The organism is Nocardioides sp. cx-173 (assembly GCF_021117365.1).
Lineage (GTDB): Bacteria > Actinomycetota > Actinomycetes > Propionibacteriales > Nocardioidaceae > Nocardioides.
In genome coordinates this window covers 746,800-770,489 of the sequence record NZ_CP088262.1, presented here as the reverse complement: position 1 = coordinate 770,489, position 23,690 = coordinate 746,800, and the positions used below count along the sequence as shown (strand labels likewise).

Here is a 23,690-nt window from a genome sequence, read left to right as displayed (position 1 = left end):
CGCTACTGCCCCCGGTAACCCGGGTGGCCTGCGGGTGAGATCCCCTGGCTCTCGGCGAGCTTGCCGAGCAGGGTCAGCAGGGTCTCCAGCTCCTCGGCGGACAACCCCGTGACCAGCGCTTGGTCGTGCTCGCTGACGACCTTGCGGACCTCCGCTAGGCGGTCGCTGGCGGCGGGCGAGAGGTGCAGCTCGTGGTTGCGTCTGTCGGTGGCGCTGCGGCGTCGCTCCACGAGGCCGCGCTCGCTGAGCTCGTCGAGCAGCCGGACCACCCTGCTGGGGACGGCGCCGATCGCCGACGCGAGCTCCTGCTGGTTCAACCCGGGACGGAAGGCAAGGACGCGGAGGATGCCCACGTGTGCCGGGCGGAGGTCCAGGGGGGCGAGCCGCCGGGCGAACTCGGCGGAGACGTGGCTCCCGATCTGGGACAGGAGCAGGGCCGCGCCCGAGGGTCGGTTCACGCCAGAAGTTTGCCACAACCGCTCTTAGGTGGAATCGTTCACACTATGAACGGTTGGCTGAGCTCCCGCACAACCCTCGTGACCGGCCTCCTCCTCGGGTGCGCGGGCATCGCCCTGCTGTGGGCCGGGGGCTTCGACTTCTCGGTCGCCTTACCCCCTGGCTTGCTCATCCTGCTCGCCGCAGTCAGCGGCGTCGCAGTCGCCCGCCGAGACTCGTCGTGACCGACCGGGTAGGGCGCGGGTGCTTGATCGTCGCGAGCCTGCTCGTGGCGTCCGGGCTGTTCCACCTCGGCGTCTTCGCCCTCGACGACCGCCCGTGGTCGGGGCCCTTGTCGTGGCGCAAGCCGTTCACCTTCGGCCTCTCGTTCGGCATCACCCTCGCCTCGCTGGTCTGGGTGACGTCGTACGTCCGGGTCGGCCCCCGCCTCCGGTCGGTGCTGCTGACCGTGTTCGCCGCGGACTGCGTCCTCGAGGTCGTCGGCATCACCGTGCAGGCGTGGCGCAATGAGCCCTCGCACCTGAACACCACCACTGCGGCCAACACCGCGATCGCGATGCTGCTGGCCGTCGGCGGGGCGGTCCTGATCGTCACGCTCGGCGCCTTCGCAGTCCCGGCGCTCCGCGGTCGTACGACGGGCCCGCCCAGCATGGCGCTCGCCCTGCGCGCCGGCTTCGCGCTCCTGATCGCCGGGCTGCTCTCCGGCGCGGCCATGATCGCCCGCGGCTCGATCGATCGAGCCCGGGGCGCGGACACCGACTCGATCTACGCGAATCTGGGCTTCCTCAAGGACTTCCACGGCGTCACGTTGCATGCCGTCCTGGTCCTCCCCGCCCTCGCGTGGTTCCTCGCGCGCTCACGGCTCAGCACGACGACCCAGGTGAGCATCGTCAGGGCAGCCGTCGCTGCGTACGTGCTCGTGGCCCTCGGAGCCCTCCTGCTGGCGACCTAGCACCGCTTTCGCGCGCTGGGCTGGTTGTGTCGCGGCCGGGTCTCCCCATTCGGGCGACTATGAGCGGGCTGTTTGGCGTCGGGGTAGATTCCGCGCCATGCGCGCCCTCCCCCTCCTTCGCTCCCTGCTGGTCGCCGCGTTCGCGCTGCTGCTGGTCCCGATGACCGCGATCCCGGCGCACGCCGCGACCGGCACGATCGCCGGCATCGCGGTCGACGCGGACGGGAAGCCGCTCGAGAACGTGTACTGGGAGCTGTACACGCTGGAGGGCGGCGAGTGGACGACGCTCCAGTTCGGGCCGAAGCTCACCGACCGCTACGGGCGCTTCTCCTACCCGGCGCAGGTCGGCGGCCAGTACCGCGTCTGCTTCTCCGACTCCTACTACGGCGAGTCCTCCTCGGCGGAGTTCTACTGGCAGCCCGAGGTGCGCCACGCGGACCGGTGCTGGCCGAACGCGACCTCGTGGGAGACGGCGCAGACGTGGACGTCGACCGCGGCGACGCCGTCGCGGACCTTCACGGTCACGCTGCCGAAGCAGGGGCTCGGCATGGCGCCGGTCGACCCGTTCGTCCTCGGGTCCTACCAGGTGGGCGAGCCCCTCACCGTCGTCGGCCAGGAGGGTTGGCGGCCCACGAACGCCACGTTCAGCTACCAGTGGATGAGCCAGCGCGACGGTTCCCCCACCGCCGCGATCCCCGGCGCCACCGCCTCGACCTTCGTGCCGACGGCCGCCCAGTCCGGCGCCTGGGTCCACGCCGTGGTGACCGCCAGCCTGCCCGGGTACAAGCCGGCGCAGCTGAGCACCCCGATCTCAAAGGTCGGCACCGCTCACGTGCAGCCGACGACGCCGCTGACGATCACCGGCACCGCCGCCCCCGGCAGCACGCTCACGGCCGCCTTCGGCAAGCCCGCCGACACCTACAGCGAGATCAGCTGGTTCGTCGACGGGGTGCCGCAGCCGCGCGCCACGACGTACAACGCCGCGTCCTCGACGTTCCCGGTCGCGGCCGCCCACTCCGGCGCGCTCGTCGAGGCCCGCCTGAAGATCTACCTGACCGACGACGAGGGTTACATCGACGGCAGCGACACCTTCCAGCGCGCCGTCGCCCAGGTCAGCGGGAGCCGACCGGCCCAGGCCCTGCCCCCTGCCGCGACCCCGTCCGGCAGGGCGACCGTCGGACGCGTCCTGTCCGCGCCGGCGCGCGTCACCGCCGACCCGAAGGCGACGCTGGGCTACCAGTGGCTCCGCGGCTCCGCGCCCGTGCCCGGCGCGACCACGAAGCAGTACAAGGTGCGCGCCGTCGACGTGAACAAGCGGCTGCAGGTCCGGGTCACGGTGACCCGCCCCGGCTGGCCCACCACGTTCGTCACGACCTCCGCCGGCACCGTCGCCAAGCGCGCGCTGAAGGTCGGCCGGATCACGGCCGTCGGCAAGGCGAAGGTCGGCCAGCGCCTGACCGCCCGCGCCACCGGCTGGCGTCCCGGCGCGATCCGCTTCCGCTACCACTGGCTGCGCGACGGCCGCGTGATCCGAGGCGCCACCAAGGCGACGTACCTGCTTCGCAAGGCCGACCGCCGCTCGGTGATCCGCGTGCGCGTCACGGCGAGCAAGCCGAGCTACCTCACCGTCACCAAGACCAGCCAAGGACGCAAGGTCACCGGCTGAGACTGCGCCTCCAGGCTGCGGGTCGCCATCGGTCTATGATCGGGTCGCGCGATCGTCCGTCGTCGTGCCCGGACTCCCGGACCGGCGGGGCCACACGAAGTGGCCACCGCAGGCGGTTCCCTCACCAGGAGCCGCTGATGACCGTCACCATCCCCCACGCCACAGCCCAGGCCTTCCCGCTCGAGGCGGGCCAACGCCTCACCGTCACGATGCCAGCGGGCGACCAGGGCGGTGACCTGACCTTTGTCGGCTTCGACCCCGCCCTGACCCGCAACATCAACGGCTGGGCCACCCACCGCCGGCCGGTGATGCTCTTCCACGTTGCTGCCGGGATGAGCCTCTACGACGGCGAGGGCTCGGCGATCCTGCGAGTCGAGGAGATCCGGGGCGAGCAGGTCCTCGACGTCGTCATGCCGGGCTGCTACCGCGAGGTGTACCCCGATCGACGTCCGGGCTGCCGCGACCTCACCTCCGCCGCCCTCGGCCTCACCCGTGGCCACCTCACGGGGATGGCGAGCTTCGGGATCCTGTCCACGGCCACGGATGAGTACTACGACGCTCTCTCGGCCTCGGCCAACCGACCCGGTGACTCACTCACCCTGCTGGCCCTGATGCCGACCGTGGTCGCCGTCTCGGCCTGCCCCGACACCGACATCCCGGGTTGGCGCCCCGGCGAGCTGCACGTCGAGATCTCTTAGCGGGGAGCCCTGTCGCGCGCACGTGAACCTCGCCGACGATGAGTCCGGGCGCCGGGCGAGGTCGGAGCACCATGACGACGTTCGCACTGGTGCACGGGTCCGGCGACGACGGCGCGGCCTGGCGGCTCGTGGTGAGTGCCCTGCGCGAGCGGGGTCATCAGGCCACCGCGCCCGACCTTCCGACCGACCGCGAGGACGCGACCTGGGCGGACTGCGTCGCGACGGTGGTGGACGCGGTGGGCGCCGCCGAGGACGTGGTGGTGGTCGGGCAGTCGGCCGGAGGGTTCGTCGTACCGCTCGTGGCGGATAGGGTGGGGGCGGTGCTGCAGGTCTACGTGGCCGGGATGGTGCCGGCGGCCGGTGAGAGCGCGGGCGAGTGGTTCGGGAACGTCGGGTGGTCCGACGCGGTGGCTGCGGCCGCCAAGGCGGACGGTGGGCTCACCGGCAGCGCGGATCCGATGGTCGCGTTCTACCACGACGTCCCGGAGGACCTGGCGCACGAGGCGATGGCGCGGGAGCGGGCGACCAGCGAGGCGCTCGGGGAGGCGCCTTGGCCGGGGGCGGCGCTGCCGAGCATCCCGGCGAGGTACGTCGTGACGACGCGGGACCGGTTCCTGCCGCCGCCCGTGCAGCGGCAGGTGGCGGCGCAGCGGCTGGGGATCACCGCGCCGGACACGATCGACAGCGGGCACTGCCCGCACCTGAGCCGGCCCGAGGAGCTGGCCGGGATCCTCTCCGGCTACGTCAGGGAGGCCGGCACCTCAGGCGCCTTCCCGGCCTAGCAGGTCGAGCAGGTGCGCGGCCTGGCGACGGTCGCTGCCCTCCGCGTTGAGGCCGTGGCCACGGTTGCCGGGGAGGAGCCCGAGCAGCCAGAAGGTGGCGAGGACGATCCGGTACGCCGCCGCCCGCTCGCGCTGGGCTGGGCTGAGGTCGAAGGCGGCGACCACTGACTCGGGGTCGCGCAGGCCCAGCAGGCGCGCGGAGATGTGCTCGGCCAGGTCGGCCACCTCGAAGGCGAGGTCGCCGACCCCGGAGCCCTCGAAGTCGACCAGGCGCACGCAGGAGCCGTCCCAGAGCATGTTGTCGACCTTGCCGTCGCCCTGGGCGAGGACCGGGTCCTCGATCCGGTCCAGCCCGGGCGGTGGGTCGGCGTGCCAGGTACGGGCGGCGGCGAGCGCTCGGCGTACGAGGTCGGGGAGGCCCGGACGCGCGTGCTCCTCCTCCAGCCACGCGACGTTGTTGCCCAGGAAGGCCTCGGGGTGCCAGAAGCGCCGCGGGGTGTCCGGCGGCACGGGCACGGCGAAGAGCGTGCGGTAGGCGTCGACCATCGCCGCGAGCAGGCGCGGGGTGAGCACGGCGTCGAGGGGTGCGCCGTCCACTCGTGACATCACCACGGCCGGAGGGTCGGTCTCGAGGGCGAGGGGCCGCGGCGCCAGGCCGGGGGTGTGCTCGTGGAGCAGCACGAGGGCAGCCCACTCCCGCGCGGGCTCGTCGCGGCTCGTCCGCCGGTAGCGCTTGCGCACCACCTGGCCCTCGATCGTCACGTCGTGGTTCGCCACGGGAGCAGCGTCGCATCGTTTCGCGCCGTACGCGCGCGGGTACGGTCCCCTCGGCCGACGAGGGGGTGAAGGCCATGGGGGGCTCGATCGCGCACGCGGACTACCGCGCCCTGCGCCGCTTCCCCGCCCTCGACGGGGTGCGGGCGCTGTCGATCCTGCTGGTCTTCACCGCGCACCCCGCCTACGAGCACGTGTGGCCGCGACTGCACGGGCCGTCGGGGGTCACGCTGTTCTTCGTGCTCAGCGGCTTCCTCATCAACACCCTGCTGCTGCGCGAGCGGGCCCGCAGCGAGGAGCGGGGCGAGGGTGGGCGGGTCGACCTGGGCGGGTTCTACGTACGCCGGCTCTTCCGCATCTACCCGATGTTCTTCGCCGTCCTCGCGCTCTACTGCGTCCTCATCCTCGGCCTCGGCATGCAGCCCGAGCGGCGCGACGCGTTCGTCGAGAACATCCCCTACTTCGTGCTGTTCTTCCCCGAGCACTCGGTCTTCTTCAACGACGGCGTGCTGGTGCCGTTCGACATGGCCTGGTCGATCGGGATCGAGGAGAAGTTCTACCTCGTGTGGCCGGTGCTGGGCTTCGTCCTGCTCAGGGCCCGCGCCCGCCCGCAGGCGCTCGCACTGGCCGCCGTCGCGCTGGCCTGCTCCGTCGCCGGCTACCTCGGCGGCGGGTGGGGCGTGTCGCTGGAGAGCTACACGCCGATCGCGCTGGGCGCGCTCGCCGCGACGCTGCTGCACCACCGGGCGTCGTACGAGCGACTCTCGGTGGCCGGTCGCCCGCCGGTGCTGCTGGGGCTGTGCGTCCTCGTCGTGGCACTGCAGTTCGGCACGGGCGAGGTGCTCCCCCAGGGCCGGCTCTACCCGGTCTTCGGCCTGCTCGTCGCGCTCACCCTCGCCGGGCTGGTCACCACGACCTCGCCGCGGGTGGCGTGGCTAGGCTCGGCGCCGATGGTCTACATCGCCGGGCTCTCCTACGCGCTCTACCTGCTGCACAACTTCGGGCTCAACGCCGCCGAGGGCGTGCTGCCCGGCGACTGGGGCTTCCCCGGCTCGCTGCTCTCCACCGCGGTCGGGATCGCGCTGGCGTTCGTCGCCGCACACCTCGCGCACGTGCTCTTCGAGGACCCGCTGCGCCGGTACGGCGTACGCCTCGCCGCCCGTCGTCGCGAGCGGGTGCCTGCGGAGAGCTAGTCGAAGATGACGTCGCGCCCCTCGGCGCGCAGGGTGGCGAGGCCGTCGAGCATCCCCTGCAGGACCTCGGGCGGGTGACCCTGCCAGTCGTCGATCTCGCCGACGACCCGGAGCGGGTCATGGGTGCGGTAGGAGCGCGTGGGGTTGCCGGGGAACTTCTTGTCGGTGACGTTCGGGTCGTCCTCGAACGGGCCGGTCGGCTCGACGACGTAGATGTGGCCGCGCTCCTCGAGGCCGGCCAGGGCGGTGGCGAGCTCGGCTCCCCACACCGCGGTCTCCAGGACGGTGGTGAAGTAGATGTGCTTAAGGATCCGGCCCTCCTGGAAGTTCGACCCGTAGCCGGGCACCAGCTCGTCGCCGACCGCCAGCGCCGCCTTCGTGCCGTGGAAGAACGGTCCCTCGACATGGTCGTAGCGCTCGTAGGTGACCGGACCGGGATCGCTGCGCTCGTTGCTCATGGGTCACATCCTGGCCTGGGTGGGCGAGACTCGCTGGTGGTTTCGAGGCTCGCTTCGCTCGCACCTCAACCACCGAGGGGGGTCAGGTGGCGGCGGCGACCAGGCTGGCGAGCAGGACGAGGGGCAGGGAGACCACCGCGCCGATCGAGGTGGCGACCGTCAGCGTCTTCAGGCTGCCCTTGGTCGAGAGGTCCAGCAGCGTGCTGAACATCCAGAAGAAGTTGCTGTTGACGTGCAGGGCGAACATCGCGCCGGAGGCGATGGCGAGCGCGATGACGACCGGGTCCACGCCGAGCGAGCCCACCACCGGCGAGATGATGCCGGCCGCGGTGATGGCGCCGACCGAGACCGAGCCGATCGCGAAGTGCAGCACCGCGGCGATGAACCAGGCGAGCAGGATGCTGAGCAGCACCGGCGCGTTGGCGTCGGCCGAGAACAGGTCCTCGAGCTTCTTGTCCATGCCGCTCTCGGCGATGACGGCGCCCAGCGACCCGCCGACGCCGGTGACCAGCAGGATCTCGCCGGTGGTGTGGAAGCCGGCGCCGAGGACCTTGCCGACGCCGTCGGGGTCCAGCGTCATCCGGACCATGACGAACGCGATGAGGAGCCCGATGAACAGGGCGATGTTGGCGTCGCCGAGGAAGCTCACGACGGCGGGCGCATCCCCGATCACGTCGAGGGTCGCGGCCGTCGCGATCAGCACGAGCGGCACCAGGATGGGCAGCAGCCGCACCAGGAGCGGCAGCCGCGACGCGGCCTCGTCCGGGGGGACGTCCTCGACCTCAACGTGCGGCCGGCCGTCCACGAGCACCACGTCCCGGTCGTAGTCGGTCTCGTCGTTCCAGTAGCCACGGGCGAGCAGCAGCCGGAACAGGACGGTCGTGATCAGGGCGGTCGCCAGCCCGATCGGCACGCCGTAGATCAGGTAGGTGCCGAGCGGCACGTCCATCAGCCCGGCGATGGCGACCGCGGCGAGGCCCGGGACGACGAAGACGTAGCCGGAGAAGATGCCGACGGCCATCGCCCCCGCCAGCCAGGGCAGGCCGATGCGGCGGTCCACCGCGGGGGCCGACTCCTTGGCCATCGGCGCGGCCAGGACCACCTGCACGTCGACGTAGATCGAGGGGAAGATGACCGAGAGCGTGGCCGCCATGGCGTACGGCAGTCGTTTGCCCACGCGGCGCGCCAGGATCTCGACCAGATCGCGGAAGGTGCCCATCGAGTGCAGCAGCGCCCCGATCAGCACGCCGAAGCCGATGAGCAGGCCGACCTCGGCCATGATCTCGCCGAACCCGCCGGTGATCTGGGCGACCGTGCCCTCGCCGCCCTGACCGGTGGCGAGCCCGAGGTAGATGCACGCCACCAGCAGCGAGATCACCGGGTCGATCTTGAGCGCGATGATGAGCACGATCGCCGCGAGGATGGCGATGCTCGAGTGCACGATCTCCATGGCCGAGTCCGTTCTGTGAGGCGTGGCCGCCCACGTTAGGGGACTCGCCGGCGAAGGGCGACGAGCCGCGCCTCAGCGGCGCAGCCGGCGGACCACACTCCATCCCGCGAGCGCGCCCACCACCCACGGCCCCACCACGATGACGGGGTCCAGCGGCTGGTGCACCAGGTCGGCGCGCTTGCGTCCGAGCCGCGACTTGAGGCCGCCGTGGGTGAGCTCGGCCTTGATGCCGGTCTCGGTGAGGAGGTTGTCGGGGTGCCGGGTCGCGAAGGAGCACAGCGTGCTGCCGAGGACGTCGACCCGGTCGCCGGCGATGAGCAGCAGCCAGTGAGCGGCGCGGCCTTCGCTGTAGCGCTCGTAGGCCAGGCGCCGGATCGCGCCGGAGACCCCGTGCAGGGGCTGCGCCGTACCGAAGACCGGGGTCAGGTCGGCGTGCTCGATCGACCGCTCGCGGTAGCCATCATGGGGCTGCGGCTCCGGCAGGTCCCACACCGCGCCCTCGGGTCGCAGGTCGAGCCGCTCGCGCGGGTACGACGGGCGGTCGGCCGGGTCGAGGTCGGCTCCCCAGCCGGGGATGCGCTGACGCAGCGAGTCGACGGACTCGGGCAGGGCCGGCTTGCGGCCGGCGTACGGGTCGGTGAGCGGCATCTCGGGGCTCCTCAGGACGCGGTCGGGACGATGAGCGGCTTGATGCAGCCGTCGAGCTTGGCGGACATGATGTGGTAGCCCTCGGCGATGTGCTCGAGCGGGATCCGGTGCGTCACGATCTCGCTCGGCTTGAGGTAGCCGTTGCGGATGTGCTCGAGCAGGCGCGGCCACTGGCGCTTCGCGGGCGCCTGGTTCATGCGCAGGGTGAGCCCCTTGTTGAGCGCGTCGCCGAACTTCACGGCGCTGAAGATCGGGCCGTAGGCACCCATCACCGACACGGTCCCGCCCTTGCGCACGCCGTCGATCGCCCAGTTGAGCGCGATGGGCGAGCCGCCCTGCAGCTTGAGCTTGGCCGACGTCACGTGCTGCAGCAGGTTGCCGTCGGCCTCGGCGCCGACCGCGTCGATCGCCACGTCGGCGCCGAGGTGGTCGGTGATCTTCTTCAGCAGCACCACGATGTCGTCGTACTCGGTGAAGTTGTAGGTCTCCGCGTGCGCGAACTCGCGGGCCTTGGCCAGACGGTGCTCGAGGTGGTCGATCACGATGACCCGCCCGGCGCCCATCAGCCAGGACGACTTGGCGGCGAACAGTCCGACCGGACCGGCTCCGAAGACCACGACGACGTCGCCCTCGTGGATGTCGCCGAGCTGCGCGCCGAAGTAGCCGGTCGCCAGCGCGTCGGTGAGCAGCACGGCGTCCTCGTCGTCGAGCCAGTCCGGGATCTTGCTGGGACCGACGTCAGCGAACGGGACCCGGACGTACTCGGCCTGCCCGCCGTCGTACCCGCCCGTGGTGTGGGAGTAGCCGTAGATGCCGCCGACCGCGGTGGCGTTGGGGTTGACGTTGTGGCAGTTGGAGTAGAGCCCGCGCGCGCAGAAGAAGCACGAGCCGCAGAAGACGTTGAACGGCACCATGACCCGGTCGCCCACCTGCAGGTGCTGCACCGACGAGCCGACCTCGTCGACACGGCCGATGAACTCATGGCCGAACGTGTGGCCGACCCGGGTGTCCGGCATCATCCCGTGGTACAGGTGCAGGTCGGAGCCGCAGATGGCCGCGAGCTCCACCTTCACGATCGCGTCGTTGGGGTGCTCGATCCGCGGTCGTGGCTTCTCCTCGACGCGGATCCGGTACGGACCGCGGTAGACCATCGCTCTCATGCGGGACCTCTCCTGGGGACGGCGTGGACCCGTCCAGTACCCCCCGCGACCTGATGCACCGCTGACCCGTCACAAAGTTTGTGACGGGTCAGCGGTGCGACGGTGCCCCCGCTGGGGTTCGAACCCAGACTGAACCGCTTTTAAGGCGGCTTCCTCTGCCGGTTGGGATACGGGGGCGAGGCGGGTCGAGTATCCCAGCGACCGCCACCCGTGAGCAGCGCTGGTGAGGGGACGGCGCCACACCCTCAACTCGACGGGCTCGCGAGGCCGTGGGCGCAGGTGCTGGATATCTGCTCGTAGCCGAGGCTTTCGTACAGTCGAAGCGCCTCGGAGGGGTTGGCGGCGTCGACGCTGAGAGCTGCGGCCTGCATGTCCGAGATGGCGAAGCGACGCATGGACTCCACCAGGAGCGCACTGGCGATGCCTCGGCCGCGATGGCTCCGCGCCACCGCCAACTCGTCGGTGTACCCCTCGGTGACACCCGTGGCCTGCCAGTCCTGCTCGTACGCGCAGTTGAGGGCAGCGCCGACGACGGCCCCCGTCGCGCGCTCGATCGCCACCAGGGACCACTCGGCACGGAAGGCCTCGGAAGCCGTGACCTCGTCCCACATCTCATCGGTCCGATCCACGTGGCCCCAGTGGTCGTGGAACGCGAGGTCGACCACGTGGTGGGTCTCTCGACTGCGTGCTGGGTCCCAGTCGATGACGGCCACGTCGTCGAGGTCGGGCACCGGAGGCAGCTCACTGATCTGGCGCGACATCTCGAAGAAGTAGCGCTCGACCGCCAGGCCTTGCCTTTCGGCCAGATCCCGCACATCGGCTTGGTCGGACGGGGCGTACAGGCGCAGGGTGAGCGGCCCGTACCCCTCTTCACGAGTGGCTTGATCCCAGGCGAGCGCATGCGCGACCTCCCACCGCAGCACGGACCGTCCGATGCCCTCGCCACGGCGGTCCGGGCGGACGGCTCCACCGAGGTAGACGCCTCGTCGCTCGGTGACGGCGCGGTTGCAGCCGGCCCACGCCGTGGCAACCACTCGACCGTCGACGTCGTACCCGACGAGCGTGTCCTCGTCCGCGCGTGATCGTGGCGAGTCCCAGAACTCCTGCAGGCCCCCGAGAGACTGCCGTTCGGGGTTGCGGTCGTACGCCTCGCACTCGGCGTAGAGGTCGGCGATGGCGGGGAGGTCCTCACGACCGAAGGGGCGCCAGGTGATCGCCGGGTGGGCAGCGAGAGCCGCCAGGGCTTCTGCTTCGCTGAGGCCAGGCGTGTGCGTCATGGGGCGGATCGTTCCACGGGTGGGGCCATCCCATCGCATAGGGACCGGCGCCTCACTCGCGCTTGGTGAAGGCGACCTTGCCGCCGGGGAGCTGGGTCATCGAGTAGTCGGGGTGGTGGGCCAGGGTGTGGTGACGGTTGCAGAGCAGGGCGCCGCGTTCGACGGAGGTGTCGCCGCCTCCGGACCAGGGGTCGAGGTGATGGGCCTGGCACCACGCGGAGGGGCGTTCGCAGCCCGCGGTGTAGCAGCCGCCGTGCTGGACGGCGAGCGCGATGCGTTGGGCCTTGGTGTGGAACCGGGCCTTGCGGCCCAGGTCGAGGACCTGCGACCGGGTGCCGAGGACGGCGGGGATGACTCCGGCCTGGCAGGCGAGCGTGCGGGCCAGGGCGGGGCTGATCTGGGTGCCGGTGTCGAGCTGGGCCGCCTTCAGCCCACCCAGGAGGGTCTCGAGGGTCATGGTGACCACGACGGTGGCGTCCAGGCCGCCGGAGGCGGGGAGCCGGTCGGTGGGGTAGCGCTCGATATAGGCGATGAAGGCCAACCCCATGCCGTGCGGGGTGCTGCCTTCCCCTCCGGCCTGGGGGTTGGCGATCGCGCCGAGCTGTTTGCGGAACCGGTCCGCGACGTGGGTGGGGATCTGGAACCGGGCGTAGGTGGTGCCGTGGCCGTCGTCGTGCATCGTGAGCCGGGCCTTCTGCTCGGCACGCCGTTCTTCGGCTTCGAGGGCCTTGGCCTCGTGGGCCTCGCCAACCTCGGGGGCGACGACGTCGAGGATCCGTCTGCCCAGGACCCGCAACGCTCTCGCGTCGTGGTGCGCGGCCTGGGCCAGCAGGTGCGCACGGGCCTCGGAGCGGACCTCGGGCTGCACGTCCTCGGGCAGGGCATCAACGGCCTCGACGATGACCTGGGCCTGGTCGGTGAGGATCACGCCTTCTGCGAGCGCGGCGGCGATGGTGTCGTGGCGCTCCAACGCGTGGGCGAGCTTCATCGCTGCGGCGGTGGCGCGTTGGGTCTGGTGGGTGGTGTGGGCCCAGTAGACCGCGGTCGAGGTCGCCCCGGTCTCGACGCCGACCTGGGTGGTGTCGGCGTGGGCGGCCAGGCGCAGCGTGAGCTCGTCGGCCTGGGCGCGCAGCCGGGTCGCATCGGCCAACGCCTGCGCGGTCTCGGTGGGGGTCATCGACCACACCGGGGTCTGGTTGAGGTCGGCGACCTGCTCACGCAGCCGCGCCACTCCGGCGGCCACGGGGTGGCTCGCGGTGGGGGCGGCGGGGCTGCTCATAGGACTACTCAACCAGGCGCCACCGACAGTGGGTGGGTCGAGAATCCCCTTTATCCACAAGGGATCTGAGGACTTCTTCGACCATCTTCGTGAGGTGGTCTCGAGGCTCGCTTCGCTCGCACCTCGACCACCGAAAGCCCTCGGTGGTCGAGGTTCGAAGGCGCCCGCGCGCCCCTTCGGTGGTCGAGGTGCGAAGGCGTGCAACGCCTGAGCCTCGAGACCCGGTGACGTGACTGGCGACCTCACCGCCGCACCCCGAGGCCGCTTCCCGGCTCACGAGGTCTCGAAGCTCGCTTCGCTCGCACCTCGACCACCGAATGGCCTCGGTGGTCGAGGTGTGAAGGCGCCCTGGCGCCTGAGCCTCGAGACCTGCCCCCTCAGGGTCAGGCGTAGCTGGCGGCGCGGGTGAGGACAGCGTCGATCATGGGCTCGGTGAGCTTGCCGGTGAAGGTGTTCTGCTGGCTGGGGTGGTAGCAGCCGAGGAGCTCGAGGTCGCCGTAGGGTGTGCCGATGGTGGCGGAGGCGTCGTGGCCGAAGCGGGGCTGGGGGCGGGGCACGTCCCAGCCGGCGGCGCGGAAGGCGCGCAGCGAGGCGGCCCAGCCGATCGAGCCGAGGGCCACGACCGCACGCAGGGACGGGGCGATGAGCTTGAGCTCGATGTCGAGCCAGGGGGCGCAGTTGTCGCGCTCCTGGGGCGTGGGCTTGTTCTGGGGCGGGGCGCAGCGGACGGCGGCGACGATCCGGGTCGCGGTGAGCTGGAGGCCGTCGTCGGCGCGGGTGCTGGTGGGCTGGTTGGCCAGGCCGACGCGGTACAGGCTCGCGAACAGCCAGTCGCCGGAGCGGTCGCCGGTGAAGATCCGGCCGGTGCGGTTGGCGCCGTGGGCGGCGGGCGCGAGCCCGACGATGAGCACGGCCGGGTCGGCGACCCCGAAGCCCGGGATCGGGCGTCCCCAGTAGGTCTCGTCGGCGAACGCCGCCCGCTTCTCGCGCGCGACCCGCTCGCGCCACTCCACCAGACGCGGGCACCGGCGGCACTCCACGATCTCCGCCTCCAGGGCGGCGAGGGCGTCGGGCGCACCGGTCATACGAGCGACCAAGCGATCCCGTCGAGGATGTCGGACTCGGAGACCACCAGGGTCGGGACCGACGTGCGCCGCAGGACGCGCGACAGGATCAAGGCACCGGCGTCGATCACGTCGGCACGTCCGGGGTGCATATAGGGCAGCGCGAGCCGCTCGGAGACTGGCATCGCCACCAGCCGCGACACCGTCGCGTGCACCGCCTCGACCGCCAGCACCTGCTGGTCGATCGCGGTGCGCTCGTACGCCGGCAGGTCGAGCACCCCGGCGGCGACCGTGGTCACGGTGCCGGCGATGCCGACGACCGTCGCCGCGTCCGCGGGCGAGACCGGGCAGGCGTCCAGCGCCGCGTCGATGTCGGCGACGCACGCCGCCACCTCGTCGGCGGTCGGCGGGTCCGAGCGCAGATGCCGCTCGTGCAGGCGCACCGAGCCGATGTCCATCGACGCCGCTGCGGACGGCGCGGTGTCGCCGAGGATCAGCTCGGTCGAGCCGCCGCCGATGTCGACGACCAGCACCGGAGCGTCCGGGCTTGCGGCGAGGTTGCGCACGGCGCCGGCGAACGCCAGCGCCGCCTCCTCCTCCCCCGAGAGCACCTCGGGGCGCACGCCGAGCCGCGCGTAGACGCCGTCCGAGAACTCCTGTGCGTTGACCGCGTCACGGGTCGCCGAGGTGGCGCAGAAGCGCAGCCGGGAGACGTCGTGCTCGGCGAGGATCGCGGCGTACTCCTCGATCGCGGCGAACGCCCGCGCCAGCGCCTCCTCGCCCAGGCGCCCGGTGCGGTCGACGCCCTCGCCCAGGCGCACCATGCGCATCTCGCGCACGGCGACGTCGGGCAGGTCCCCGACCAGCAGCTTGATCGTGTTGGTGCCGCAGTCGACGGCCGCGACCGGGTTTCGAGACAGGCGCTGCGCGCCTTCCTCAACCAACGGGCCGACTCACGCACGGGCCGGCGGCCCACCACTCGCCCAGCAGGGCGAGCACCTCGTCGCCGAGCGGGTTGACGCCGGGTCCGGCGGCGAGCGCGTGGGCGGCGAGGACGTGCAGGCACTTGACGCGGTCGGGCATGCCGCCGGCGGAGATGCCCTCGATCTCGGGCACCTCGCCGAGGGTCGCGCGGTAGGCGAGGTAGGACTCGTGGGCGGCGCGGTAGGCCGCAGCGAGCTCGGGATCCTCGCCCAGCCGGGCCTGCATCTCCTTCATCAGCCCCGAGCCCTCCAGCGTGCCGATCATCGAGGCCGCGCGGGGGCAGGTGAGGTAGAAGGTCGTGGGGAACGGCGTGCCGTTGGGCAGGCGCGGCTCGGTGGTGACGACGTCGGGGTTGCCGCAGGGGCAGCGGTGGCCCACCGCGTGGATGGACCGAGGGGACCGGCCGAGCTGCGCCTCGACCGTCGCCTCGTCGGCGGGGTCGATCACTGGTCGCCGTCGGGCTCGTCGGAGCCGTCGATCTGGGCGGCCGGCGGCGGCGCGGGCTTCGGCGGGTGGCCGGCGAGCTCGACGGACTCCCAGGCCCGGCCCCACCAGGCCTCGGGCGGCTCCCGGTCGAGGTCGGCGGGGTCGCTGAGCTCGGACTCGCTCTCGAGCGCCTCGCCGTCCTCGTCGAGGACGACGTAGGACCGCTCGCCCCGCATCACGAACTTCAGCCGCTCGCGCGCCTGGGCCTGGACGTACGCCGGGTCCTTCCAGCGCCGCGTCTCACGCTCCAGCTCGTCGATGCTGGCGGAGGTCTTCTCGTTGCGCTCCTTGAGCGCGTTGATCTCCGCGCGCTGGTCGAGGTAGGCGCCCATGGAGGAGGCGTAGGACACCGCGAGCACCGCGACCACGAGCACCAGCACCGCGGCACGCGCGGTGAAGCGCGGCCGCCGCTGGGGCGGCGGGGCGACCCCGCGACCCGGGGTGGACGCGCCACCCCGGGTGGCCGCGCCCCGCCCCGGGACGCGCCCGGGGCCGGTGCGGCCCCGCGGGCGGGACCCGCGGGGCGGCGTACGGCGGTTGTCGGCCATGGGGCCGGGTCAGGCCTGGAAGCGCGGGAAGGCGGACGCGCCGGCGTAGCGGGCGGCGTCACCGAGGTCGTCCTCGATGCGCAGTAGCTGGTTGTACTTGGCGACGCGGTCCGACCGCGCCGGGGCGCCGGTCTTGATCTGCCCGCAGTTGGTGGCGACCGCGAGGTCGGCGATCGTCGTGTCCTCGGTCTCGCCGGAGCGGTGGCTCATCATGCAGCGGTAGCCGCTGCGGTGGGCCAGCTCGACGGAGTCGAGGGTCTCGGTGAGCGAGCCGATCTGGTTGACCTTCACCAGCAGCGCGTTGGCCTGGCCGCCGCTGATGCCGCGCTGCAGGCGCTCGACGTTGGTGACGAACAGGTCGTCGCCGACGATCTGGGTGCGGCCGCCGAGCTCGTCGGTGATGGCCTTCCAGCCGTCCCAGTCGTCCTCGTCGAGGGGGTCCTCGATGGAGACGATCGGGTACGACGACACCAGCTCGGCGTAGTAGGCCGTCATCTCGTCGGCGCTCTTGGAGCCGCCCTCGAAGGCGTAGGAGCCGTCCTTGAAGAACTCGGAGGCGGCGACGTCCATGGCCAGCGCGATGTCGCGCCCGAGGGTGAGACCGGCGGCCGAAACGGCCTCGGCGATCAGGTCGAGCGCGGCGCGGTTGCTGTCGAGGTTGGGGGCGAAGCCGCCCTCGTCGCCGAGGCCGGTCGAGAGGCCCTTCTTCTTCAGCACCGACTTGAGCGCGTGGTAGACCTCCGCGCCCTGGCGCAGGGCCTCGCGGAAGGTCGGGGCGCCGATGGGCGCGATCATGAACTCCTGCACGTCCACGTTGGAGTCGGCGTGCGAGCCGCCGTTGAGGATGTTCATCATCGGCACCGGCAGCAGGTGGGCGTTGGGGCCACCGACGTAGCGGTAGAGCGGCAGCTCGGCGGAGTCGGCCGCGGCGCGAGCGGCGGCGAGCGAGACGCCGAGGATGGCGTTGGCGCCGAGCGTGGCCTTGTTGGGCGTGCCGTCGAGCTCGAGCATGGTCTGGTCGAGCACCCGCTGGTCGTCGGCGTCCAGGCCCTCGACGGCCGGGCCGATCTTGTCGACCACGGCGGCGACGGCCTGCTGGACGCCCTTGCCGCCGTAGCGGTCGCCGCCGTCGCGCAGCTCCACCGCCTCGAAGGCGCCGGTCGAGGCGCCACTGGGCACCATCGCCCGGGCGAAGGAGCCGTCGTCGAGGAGTACCTCGACCTCGACCGTGGGATTGCCGCGCGAGTCGAGGATCTCTCGTGCGCCGACTGCTTCGATTGCTGCCACTGGGAATGCACTCCTGAGCTGGGGGCCGGTCTGCCGGGCCAGCCTAGTCCGGTCGGGCCGAGGTTGCCGGGAGGCGGGTCCGGCGGTCGAGCACCGTGGCGGATACTGCGATCTCGTAGTAATTTCGAGGCACCCCGCTCCCACCCCGCCGAGGCCCATGCCGCACCCACCAGAGCGTCCTCGAACCCGCCCGCGGCTGCGCCGCGCCTGCCTCGTCGCGGTCCTCGTCGCCGCCCTGGGGCTGGCCGGGTGCGCCGGCGAGGAGTCCCAGGACGAGGGGGCCGGCAGTCCGACCGACAGAGGGGCCCCGCCCACCGAGACCACGGCCGAGGCCTGGGACGACCAGGAGGACGTCGCCGAGCAGTGCCTGAGCGACACCCCCGCGGCCGCCACGATCCGGCCGGCGACGCTGCGCGGGCCCGGCATGGACCTCAGGGCCGCCGCCGTCCTGCCGCCGCGATCGAGCGGTGCCGCCGTGGTGATGCTGCCGCAGGCCGGCTCCCCCGGCCTGTGCGGCTGGCTGCCGTACGCCGCCACGCTCACCGCCCGCGGCATCGCCAGCCTCAGCATCGACCCCTGCGGCTCGGGGGCGAGCGCGTGCGACGACGACCGCGCGGCCGCGGTCGCGGACCAGGTCGACCTCGCCGCCCGCTGGCTGCGGCGCGAGGCCGGCGCGCGGACGGTCGTCGTGCTCGGCGCCTCCATGGGCGGCTCGCTCGCGGTGCGCGCCACGGCCCAGGGGGCCGCGGTCGACGCGTGGGTGGACCTCTCGGGACCCAGCGCCTGGGACGGCGTCCACCTGCTCGGGCTCGCCCCCCGGCTCACGACCCCGGGCCTGGTCGCCCGCGCCCGCCGCGACGGCGCATCCTCGGAGTTCCGCGCCGCCCGCGAGCTCGCCGCCCGCGCGGGCGCCCGGTTCCTCGCCCTGCGCGACGGGCACGGGTGGGACCTGGTCCTCACCCTCGAGGGAGCCCAGACGACCACGGGCCGGGTGGTGGCCGACTTCATCGCGACCACCCGGCCTGGGAGCCGGTCGTGACGACGCCGTCGCCGGACCCGACCCCGGGAGGCCGCAACCCCCCTGGGGCCGAGCCCCGCTTCGTCGTGGACCAGCCCGGCGGCAACGCCGCCCTCGACCTCTTCGTCATCGACCAGCACCTGGGCGCCCTCCTGGACTCCACGCTGGCGCCGTGCGGGATCTCCGCCGCCCAGTACGCCGTCTACAGCCAGCTCGCGGCCGGGGCGCACACGCCGGGTGACCTCGGCCGCGCCCTCGGCATCCGGTCCACCACGCTGTCCGGCTACCTGTCGGCCATGGAGCGGGCCGGCCACCTCCTGCGCCGGCGGAACGCCCGGGACGGACGGTCCTGGGACCTCGAGCTGACGGAGTCGGGCCGGGCGAAGGTCGGCGAGTGTCTCCCGCGGGTCCGCGCGAGCGTGCGGGCCGTGCACGACCGGCTCGGCACCGCGGACGACGTCGCGGCGGTACGGAGCATGCTGGCGAGGCTGGACCGCGCGATCACCGGCGCCGCGGCGGCCGCCGACGGGGACTAGGGCTGCTCGACGCGGCGGCGTACGGCGTCGCGCAGGGCCTGCTCGGGGTCGCGGCCCTCCGCGCGGGCCTCGGCGACGAGGGCGAGCAGCCGGTCGCCGAGGTCGTCGCCGGTGGTGTCCACGGCCGTGCCCTCGCGGGCGAGGCGGTCGATGACCTTGTCGGCGTAGAGCAGAGCGGGCAGGGTGGGCGGCAGCCCGTCGGTGACCGAGGAGCGGTCCTTCTCGGTGGCCTTGATGGCCTCCCAGGCCTCGGTGACCGCCGCCGCGTCGGCGGACGGCTCACCGTCGCCGAAGACGTGCGGGTTGCGGCGCACCATCTTCTCGGTGATCTCGCGCGCGACGTCGTCGAGGTCGAAGTGGCCGGACTCCTCGGCGATGACGGCGTGGAAGTAGACCTGCAGCAGCAGGTCGCCGAGCTCCTCGCGCAGGTGCTCGGCGTCGCCGGTGTCCAGCGCCTCGAGCGTCTCGTGCGTCTCCTCGAGCAGGTAGCGCGCGAGCGAGCGGTGGGTCTGGGCGGCCTTCCACGGGCACTCGGCCCGCAGCCGGCGCATGACGTGCAGGAACTCGACGAGCGGCTGTCCCTCGTCGCGCCCGGTCATGGGCCCGGTCATGGGCTCAGTCGCAGCGCTGCGAGGCCGGAAGGCTCTTGGCGTACTGCTGGTCGGGCTCCTCGAGCGCCGCGGTGCGGGCGGTGTCGCCGACACCGACGGCCAGCTGGGTGTCGGCGTCGACCGGCTGCCCGTCGACGATCTCGATGCCGTACTCGGGGTTGATCTCGACGTCGTGCTCCTCGAGCCACGTGTTGAGCTCGTCGACCCCACGCTGCCCCGCGGTCTGGTCGTCGGGCGAGCGCTGGCCCTCCTCGGCGAGCAGCTTGCGGCCGACCGCGAGCTCGACGGCCTGCACGTAGACCCCCGAGCCGTTGATCTCGAGGACCGCCTCGCGCTGGGCCTCGCTGAGCCCGGCGGTCTGGGTCCGCAGCTGGGCCAGGGCGCTGGCGTACTCCTGGGTCGGCTCGACCCCCTGCTCCTCGGCCAGCTGCTCGGCCGCGGCGGCGAGCGTGAGCTGGCCGACGACGCCGGAGCGCAGGTAGCCGAGCGGGACGGCGCTGCCGTCCTGGCGCAGCTGGTCGCGCACCGCCTCGCAGTAGTCGTAGACCAGCTCGTCGACGTGGGCGGTCGTGACCGTGTCGCCGTCGATGTCGGCGGCCACGCCGGGGTGGAAGGAGGTGCCGGCGACGCCGCAGCCGGTGAGGCCCACGGTCAGCGCGGCGGCCACGGTGGCCAGTCGGACTCGGCTGGTGCTGGTCACGCGAAATCTCCTCATGGCCGTGCTGGTGCTGGGGCTCATTGCTGGGGCGGGTCGATCACGCTGTCGATGACGCCGCGGGCCCATTCAAGCAGGGCGATGCCGGTGAGCGGCGTGCCGGTCCGCCCGGGGGTGCCGGGGCGCGGCACCAGGATGGTGTCGACGGAGGTCTTGACGATGGACTTCGGGTACAGGCGCTGCAGCCGGAGCACCCGCGACTCCGGCAGGCTGACCGGCGCGAAGCGGACGTTCTTCCCGGCGATGGTGACCTCCCCGATGCCGGCGGCGCGGGCGCGGGCGCGGAAGCGAGCGACCAGCAGCAGCGCCTCGACCTCCTGCGGCGGGTTGCCGTAGCGGTCCAGCATCTCCTCGCGGATCAGGTCCACGTCCTCGTCGGCGCGCACCTCGGCAAGGCGCTTGTACATCTCCAGCCGCAGCCGCTCGCTCGGCACGTAGTCGTGCGGCAGGTGGGCGTCCACGGGCAGCTCGATGCGCACCTCGTTGAGCTCGGGCTCCGTCTCGCCCTTGAACTCGTTGACGGCCTCGCCGACCAGCCGCACGTAGAGGTCGAAGCCGACGTCGGCGATGTGGCCGGACTGCTCGCCGCCGAGCAGGTTGCCGGCGCCGCGGATCTCGAGGTCCTTCATGGCGATCGCCATGCCGCCGCCGAGGTCGGAGTGCTGGGCCAGGGTCGCGAGGCGCTCGTGGGCGGTCTCGGTGAGCGGCTTCTCGGCCGGGTAGAGGAAGTAGGCGTAGGCGCGCTCGCGGCTGCGGCCGACCCGGCCGCGCAGCTGGTGGAGCTGGCTGAGGCCCAGCGTGTCGGCGCGCTCGATGATCATCGTGTTGGCGTTGGACACGTCCAGCCCGGACTCGACGATCGTCGTGCAGACGAGCACGTCGAAGCTCTTCTCCCAGAAGTCCAGCATCACCTGCTCGAGCTGGTGCTCGCCCATCTGCCCGTGCGCCACCGCCACCCGCGCCTCCGGCACGAGCTCGCGGATCTTGGCCGCCGCCTTGTCGATCGAGTTGACCCGGTTGTGGATGTAGAACACCTGGCCCTCGCGCAGCAGCTCGCGGCGTACGGCGGCGATGACCTGGCGGTCCTCGTAGGCGCCGACGTAGGTGAGGACCGGGTGCCGTTCCTCGGGCGGGGTGGTGATCGTGGACATCTCGCGGATGCCGGTGATCGCCATCTCGAGCGTGCGCGGGATCGGGGTGGCGCTCATGCTCAGGACGTCGACCGAGGTGCGCAGGCGCTTCATCTGCTCCTTGTGCTCGACGCCGAAGCGCTGCTCCTCGTCGACGATGATGAGCCCCAGGTCTTTCATCCGGATGTCGGGGTTGAGCAGCCGGTGGGTGCCCACGACGATGTCGACGCTGCCGTCGGCCAGTCCGGCCATGACCTCCTTGGCCTCGGCGGGGGTCTGGAAGCGGCTGAGCCCCTTGACCACCACGGGGAAGCCGCTCATGCGCTCGCTGAACGTGCTCAGGTGCTGGGTCACCAGCAGCGTGGTCGGCACGAGCACGGCGACCTGCTTGCCGTCCTGGACCGCCTTGAACGCCGCGCGCACCGCGATCTCGGTCTTGCCGTAGCCGACGTCGCCGCAGACCAGCCGGTCCATCGGCACGGTCTGGCGCATGTCGGACTTCACCTCCTCGACCGTCGTCAGCTGGTCGACGGTCTCGGTGAACGGGAAGGCGTCCTCGAGCTCGCGCTGCCAGGGCGTGTCAGGCCCGAAGGCGAAGCCCTTGGTGGCCTGCCGGGCGGCGTAGAGCTTGATCAGCTCGGCCGCGATCTCGCGGACCGCCTTGCGGGCGCGGCCCTTGCGCTTGGCCCAGTCGGCGCCGCCGAGCCGGTCCAGGCTGGGCTGCTCGCCGCCGACGTATCGGGTCACCTGGTCGAGCGCGTCGGCCGGGACGTAGAGCAGGTCGGGAGGCCCGCCGCGCTTGCTGGCGCCGTACTCCAGGACGAGGTACTCGCGGGTGGCGCCGCCCACGACGCGCTGCTTCATCTCCACGAACCGCCCGACGCCGTGGGCCTCGTGGACGACGTAGTCGCCGGCCTTGAGCTCGAGGGGGTCGATCTGCTTCTTGCGCCGCGCGGGCATCTTGCGCATGTCGCGCGTGCTGGAGCGCTGGCCGCTGAGGTCCTCGCCGGTGAGCAGCACCAGGCGGTTGGTGTCGTCGACGAAGCCGTGCTGCAGCGCGCCGCAGGTGACGGTGACGACGCCGTGCTCGATGCGGTCGGGGTCCTCCTCCAGGCGGGCCGCGATCTCGCGCTCGCCCAGGACCTCCACCATGCGCTGCGCCGGGCCGTGGCCGGGGTGGACGACCACCGCGCGGTAGCCGTCCTGGAGCCAGCCGTCGAGGTCCGCGATCGCCTTGTCGAGGTCGCCGCGGTAGGCGTCGACCGGGCCGGCCGGCAGGGCGCGGGTCGGGACCCCGGCGTCGGCCGCGCTGCCGTCGGCGGACGGGGCGCCGTCCAGGCCGAAGGGGCTCACGGTCCACCACGGCTTGCCCTGCTCCAGGCTGTGCAGGCGGACGTCGGCGAGGGAGTGGTACGACGCCGCGCCGAGGTCGATCGGGGCGGTGCCGCCGCCGGCGGCGGCCGCCCAGCTCGCGCCGAGGAACTCCTCGCTCGTCGCGACCAGGTCGTGGGCGCGGCTGCGGGCGCGCTCGGGGTCGAGGACGAGCACGTGGGTCTGGGGCGGCATCAGGTCGACGAGCAGCTCCATCTCGTCGACGAGCACGGGGGCCAGCGACTCCATGCCCTCGACGGCGATGCCGGCGGCGATCTTGTCGGTCAGCTCCAGCAGCTGCGGGTGCGCCTGGCCGAGCTCGGCCGCGCGGCGGCGTACCTCGTCGGTGAGCAGCAGCTCGCGGCACGGGGGCGCCCAGAGCCGCTCGACCTTGTCGAGGGTGCGCTGGTCGGCCACGGAGAACGAGCGGATCTCCTCGACCTCGTCGCCCCACAGCTCCACGCGCAGCGGGTGCTCCTCGGTGGGCGGGAAGACGTCGACGATGCCGCCGCGCACCGCGAACTCGCCGCGGCGCTCCACCAGGTCGACCCGGGAGTAGGCGGCGTCCGCCAGGCGGCGTACGAGGTCGTCGAGCGGCTGAGTGTCGCCGGCGGCCAGCTCGACCGGCTCGAGGTCGGCCAGCCCCTTGACCTGCGGCTGCAGCAGGGAGCGGACCGGCGCGACGACGACCTGCAGCGGGCCGTTGCTCGGGTCGCTGCCGGGGTGCCGCAGCCGGCGCAGGATCGCCAGGCGGCGACCGACGGTGTCGCTGCGGGGGCTGAGCCGCTCGTGGGGCAGGGTCTCCCAGCTGGGGTAGTAGCCGACGCCGGCCGGGTCGATCAGGTCGCCGAGCGCGGTGACCAGGTCCTCGGCCTCGCGGGAGGTCGCGGTGACCGCGAGCACCGTGCGGCCGGCGCGGACCAGCCCGGCCACCACGAACGGGCGCATGGCCTCGGGGCCGGTGAGGTCGAGGGCGCGGACCCGCCCGCCCTCGGCGTCCGCGAGGACGTCGGCGAGGGTCGGGTCGGACAGGACGGCGTCGGCGAGGCCGGCGAGTGACACGGGGGGCTCCTGGGAAGGGCTGACAACACGACAGCCCCCGGTCACGGATGACAGGGGGTGGACGTCTCCCAGTCTACGACGACCT

The 23,690-nt window shown here is 72.5% G+C and carries 23 protein-coding genes and 1 tRNA gene; 7 read left to right on the top strand and 17 right to left on the bottom strand.

The annotated features are described in order from the left end of the window. Positions 1-2: 2 nt before the first annotated feature. Positions 3-458: a MarR family winged helix-turn-helix transcriptional regulator gene (locus LQ940_RS03585; protein WP_231243197.1), complete on the bottom strand. Its 456-nt coding sequence runs from the start codon at positions 456-458 to the stop codon at positions 3-5. Between the two features lie 245 nt (positions 459-703). On the opposite strand from LQ940_RS03585, the gene LQ940_RS03580 reads away from it, so the two are divergent. From LQ940_RS03580 to LQ940_RS03565, 4 genes are all read left to right on the top strand, one after another. Further along, complete coding sequence (locus LQ940_RS03580) at positions 704-1,408, top strand: hypothetical protein (protein ID WP_231243196.1); 705 nt, start codon at positions 704-706, stop codon at positions 1,406-1,408. A 97-nt stretch (positions 1,409-1,505) separates the two neighbouring features. Continuing rightward, positions 1,506-3,074, top strand: coding sequence for a hypothetical protein (locus tag LQ940_RS21705; RefSeq protein ID WP_269214710.1), 1,569 nt, complete (start codon positions 1,506-1,508; stop codon positions 3,072-3,074). Positions 3,075-3,211: 137 nt separating this feature from the next. After that, positions 3,212-3,772, top strand: a complete 561-nt coding sequence (locus LQ940_RS03570; RefSeq protein WP_231243195.1) for a DUF1989 domain-containing protein — start codon at positions 3,212-3,214, stop codon at positions 3,770-3,772. 71 nt (positions 3,773-3,843) lie between these two features. Further along, a complete protein-coding gene (locus tag LQ940_RS03565; protein ID WP_231243194.1) occupies positions 3,844-4,554 on the top strand; it encodes an alpha/beta fold hydrolase in 711 nt (236 codons plus the stop codon). On the opposite strand, the gene LQ940_RS03560 is transcribed toward LQ940_RS03565, so the two are convergent. After that, on the bottom strand, positions 4,534-5,331 hold the full coding sequence (locus LQ940_RS03560) for an aminoglycoside phosphotransferase family protein (RefSeq protein WP_231243193.1): 798 nt from the start codon (positions 5,329-5,331) through the stop codon (positions 4,534-4,536). The genes LQ940_RS03565 and LQ940_RS03560 overlap by 21 nt on opposite strands. 74 nt (positions 5,332-5,405) lie before the next feature. Between LQ940_RS03560 and LQ940_RS03555 the strand changes: the two genes are divergently transcribed. Continuing rightward, positions 5,406-6,521 carry an acyltransferase family protein gene (locus tag LQ940_RS03555; protein ID WP_231243192.1) on the top strand — a complete coding sequence of 372 codons (1,116 nt, stop codon included), beginning with the start codon at positions 5,406-5,408 and terminating at the stop codon, positions 6,519-6,521. Here the strand turns inward: LQ940_RS03555 and arr are convergent. From arr to eno, 12 genes are all read right to left on the bottom strand, one after another. Then, positions 6,518-6,979: an NAD(+)--rifampin ADP-ribosyltransferase gene (gene arr / locus LQ940_RS03550; RefSeq protein WP_231243191.1), complete on the bottom strand. Its 462-nt coding sequence runs from the start codon at positions 6,977-6,979 to the stop codon at positions 6,518-6,520. The genes LQ940_RS03555 and arr overlap by 4 nt on opposite strands. An 82-nt stretch (positions 6,980-7,061) precedes the next feature. Beyond that, positions 7,062-8,429, bottom strand: coding sequence for a GntP family permease (locus tag LQ940_RS03545; RefSeq protein ID WP_231243190.1), 1,368 nt, complete (start codon positions 8,427-8,429; stop codon positions 7,062-7,064). A 72-nt stretch (positions 8,430-8,501) separates the two neighbouring features. Continuing rightward, on the bottom strand, positions 8,502-9,077 hold the full coding sequence (locus LQ940_RS03540; protein WP_231243189.1) for a hypothetical protein: 576 nt from the start codon (positions 9,075-9,077) through the stop codon (positions 8,502-8,504). An 11-nt stretch (positions 9,078-9,088) separates the two neighbouring features. Then, positions 9,089-10,237: a zinc-dependent alcohol dehydrogenase gene (locus LQ940_RS03535; protein ID WP_231243188.1), complete on the bottom strand. Its 1,149-nt coding sequence runs from the start codon at positions 10,235-10,237 to the stop codon at positions 9,089-9,091. A 103-nt stretch (positions 10,238-10,340) separates the two neighbouring features. Beyond that, positions 10,341-10,414: transfer RNA gene (locus LQ940_RS03530), tRNA-Leu, on the bottom strand. 68 nt (positions 10,415-10,482) lie between these two features. Continuing rightward, a complete protein-coding gene (locus tag LQ940_RS03525; protein WP_231243187.1) occupies positions 10,483-11,514 on the bottom strand; it encodes a GNAT family N-acetyltransferase in 1,032 nt (343 codons plus the stop codon). A gap of 52 nt (positions 11,515-11,566) precedes the next feature. Further along, positions 11,567-12,793, bottom strand: coding sequence for an HNH endonuclease signature motif containing protein (locus LQ940_RS03520; RefSeq protein ID WP_231243186.1), 1,227 nt, complete (start codon positions 12,791-12,793; stop codon positions 11,567-11,569). 383 nt (positions 12,794-13,176) lie between these two features. Next, positions 13,177-13,878 carry a uracil-DNA glycosylase gene (locus tag LQ940_RS03515; protein WP_231244388.1) on the bottom strand — a complete coding sequence of 234 codons (702 nt, stop codon included), beginning with the start codon at positions 13,876-13,878 and terminating at the stop codon, positions 13,177-13,179. Further along, complete coding sequence (locus LQ940_RS03510) at positions 13,875-14,801, bottom strand: Ppx/GppA phosphatase family protein (RefSeq protein ID WP_231244389.1); 927 nt, start codon at positions 14,799-14,801, stop codon at positions 13,875-13,877. The genes LQ940_RS03515 and LQ940_RS03510 overlap by 4 nt, the downstream gene beginning before the upstream one ends. Beyond that, complete coding sequence (locus LQ940_RS03505; RefSeq protein WP_231244390.1) at positions 14,794-15,288, bottom strand: DUF501 domain-containing protein; 495 nt, start codon at positions 15,286-15,288, stop codon at positions 14,794-14,796. Before LQ940_RS03505 ends, LQ940_RS03510 begins: the two co-directional genes overlap by 8 nt. Further along, complete coding sequence (locus LQ940_RS03500) at positions 15,285-15,875, bottom strand: FtsB family cell division protein (protein WP_231244391.1); 591 nt, start codon at positions 15,873-15,875, stop codon at positions 15,285-15,287. Before LQ940_RS03500 ends, LQ940_RS03505 begins: the two co-directional genes overlap by 4 nt. Before the next feature lie 9 nt (positions 15,876-15,884). After that, the gene (eno, locus tag LQ940_RS03495; RefSeq protein WP_231244392.1) at positions 15,885-17,162 is read right to left on the bottom strand and encodes a phosphopyruvate hydratase; all 1,278 of its coding nucleotides are present in this window, start codon (positions 17,160-17,162) and stop codon (positions 15,885-15,887) included. 157 nt (positions 17,163-17,319) lie between these two features. On the opposite strand from eno, the gene LQ940_RS03490 reads away from it, so the two are divergent. After that, positions 17,320-18,201, top strand: coding sequence for an alpha/beta hydrolase (locus tag LQ940_RS03490; RefSeq protein WP_231244393.1), 882 nt, complete (start codon positions 17,320-17,322; stop codon positions 18,199-18,201). Next, positions 18,198-18,716 (top strand): MarR family winged helix-turn-helix transcriptional regulator, encoded by a 519-nt coding sequence (locus tag LQ940_RS03485; RefSeq protein WP_231244394.1) that lies wholly within the window; start codon positions 18,198-18,200, stop codon positions 18,714-18,716. Before LQ940_RS03490 ends, LQ940_RS03485 begins: the two co-directional genes overlap by 4 nt. Here LQ940_RS03485 and LQ940_RS03480 read toward each other — a convergent pair. The 3 genes from LQ940_RS03480 to mfd are packed head-to-tail and all read right to left on the bottom strand — an operon-like array spanning position 18,713 to position 23,605. Next, the gene (locus tag LQ940_RS03480; RefSeq protein ID WP_231244395.1) at positions 18,713-19,327 is read right to left on the bottom strand and encodes a MazG family protein; all 615 of its coding nucleotides are present in this window, start codon (positions 19,325-19,327) and stop codon (positions 18,713-18,715) included. The genes LQ940_RS03485 and LQ940_RS03480 overlap by 4 nt on opposite strands. A gap of 4 nt (positions 19,328-19,331) precedes the next feature. Then, positions 19,332-20,027, bottom strand: a complete 696-nt coding sequence (locus LQ940_RS03475; protein ID WP_231244396.1) for a hypothetical protein — start codon at positions 20,025-20,027, stop codon at positions 19,332-19,334. Positions 20,028-20,062: 35 nt separating this feature from the next. Further along, positions 20,063-23,605 carry a transcription-repair coupling factor gene (mfd, locus tag LQ940_RS03470; protein WP_231244397.1) on the bottom strand — a complete coding sequence of 1,181 codons (3,543 nt, stop codon included), beginning with the start codon at positions 23,603-23,605 and terminating at the stop codon, positions 20,063-20,065. Between the last annotated feature and the right edge of the window lie 85 nt (positions 23,606-23,690).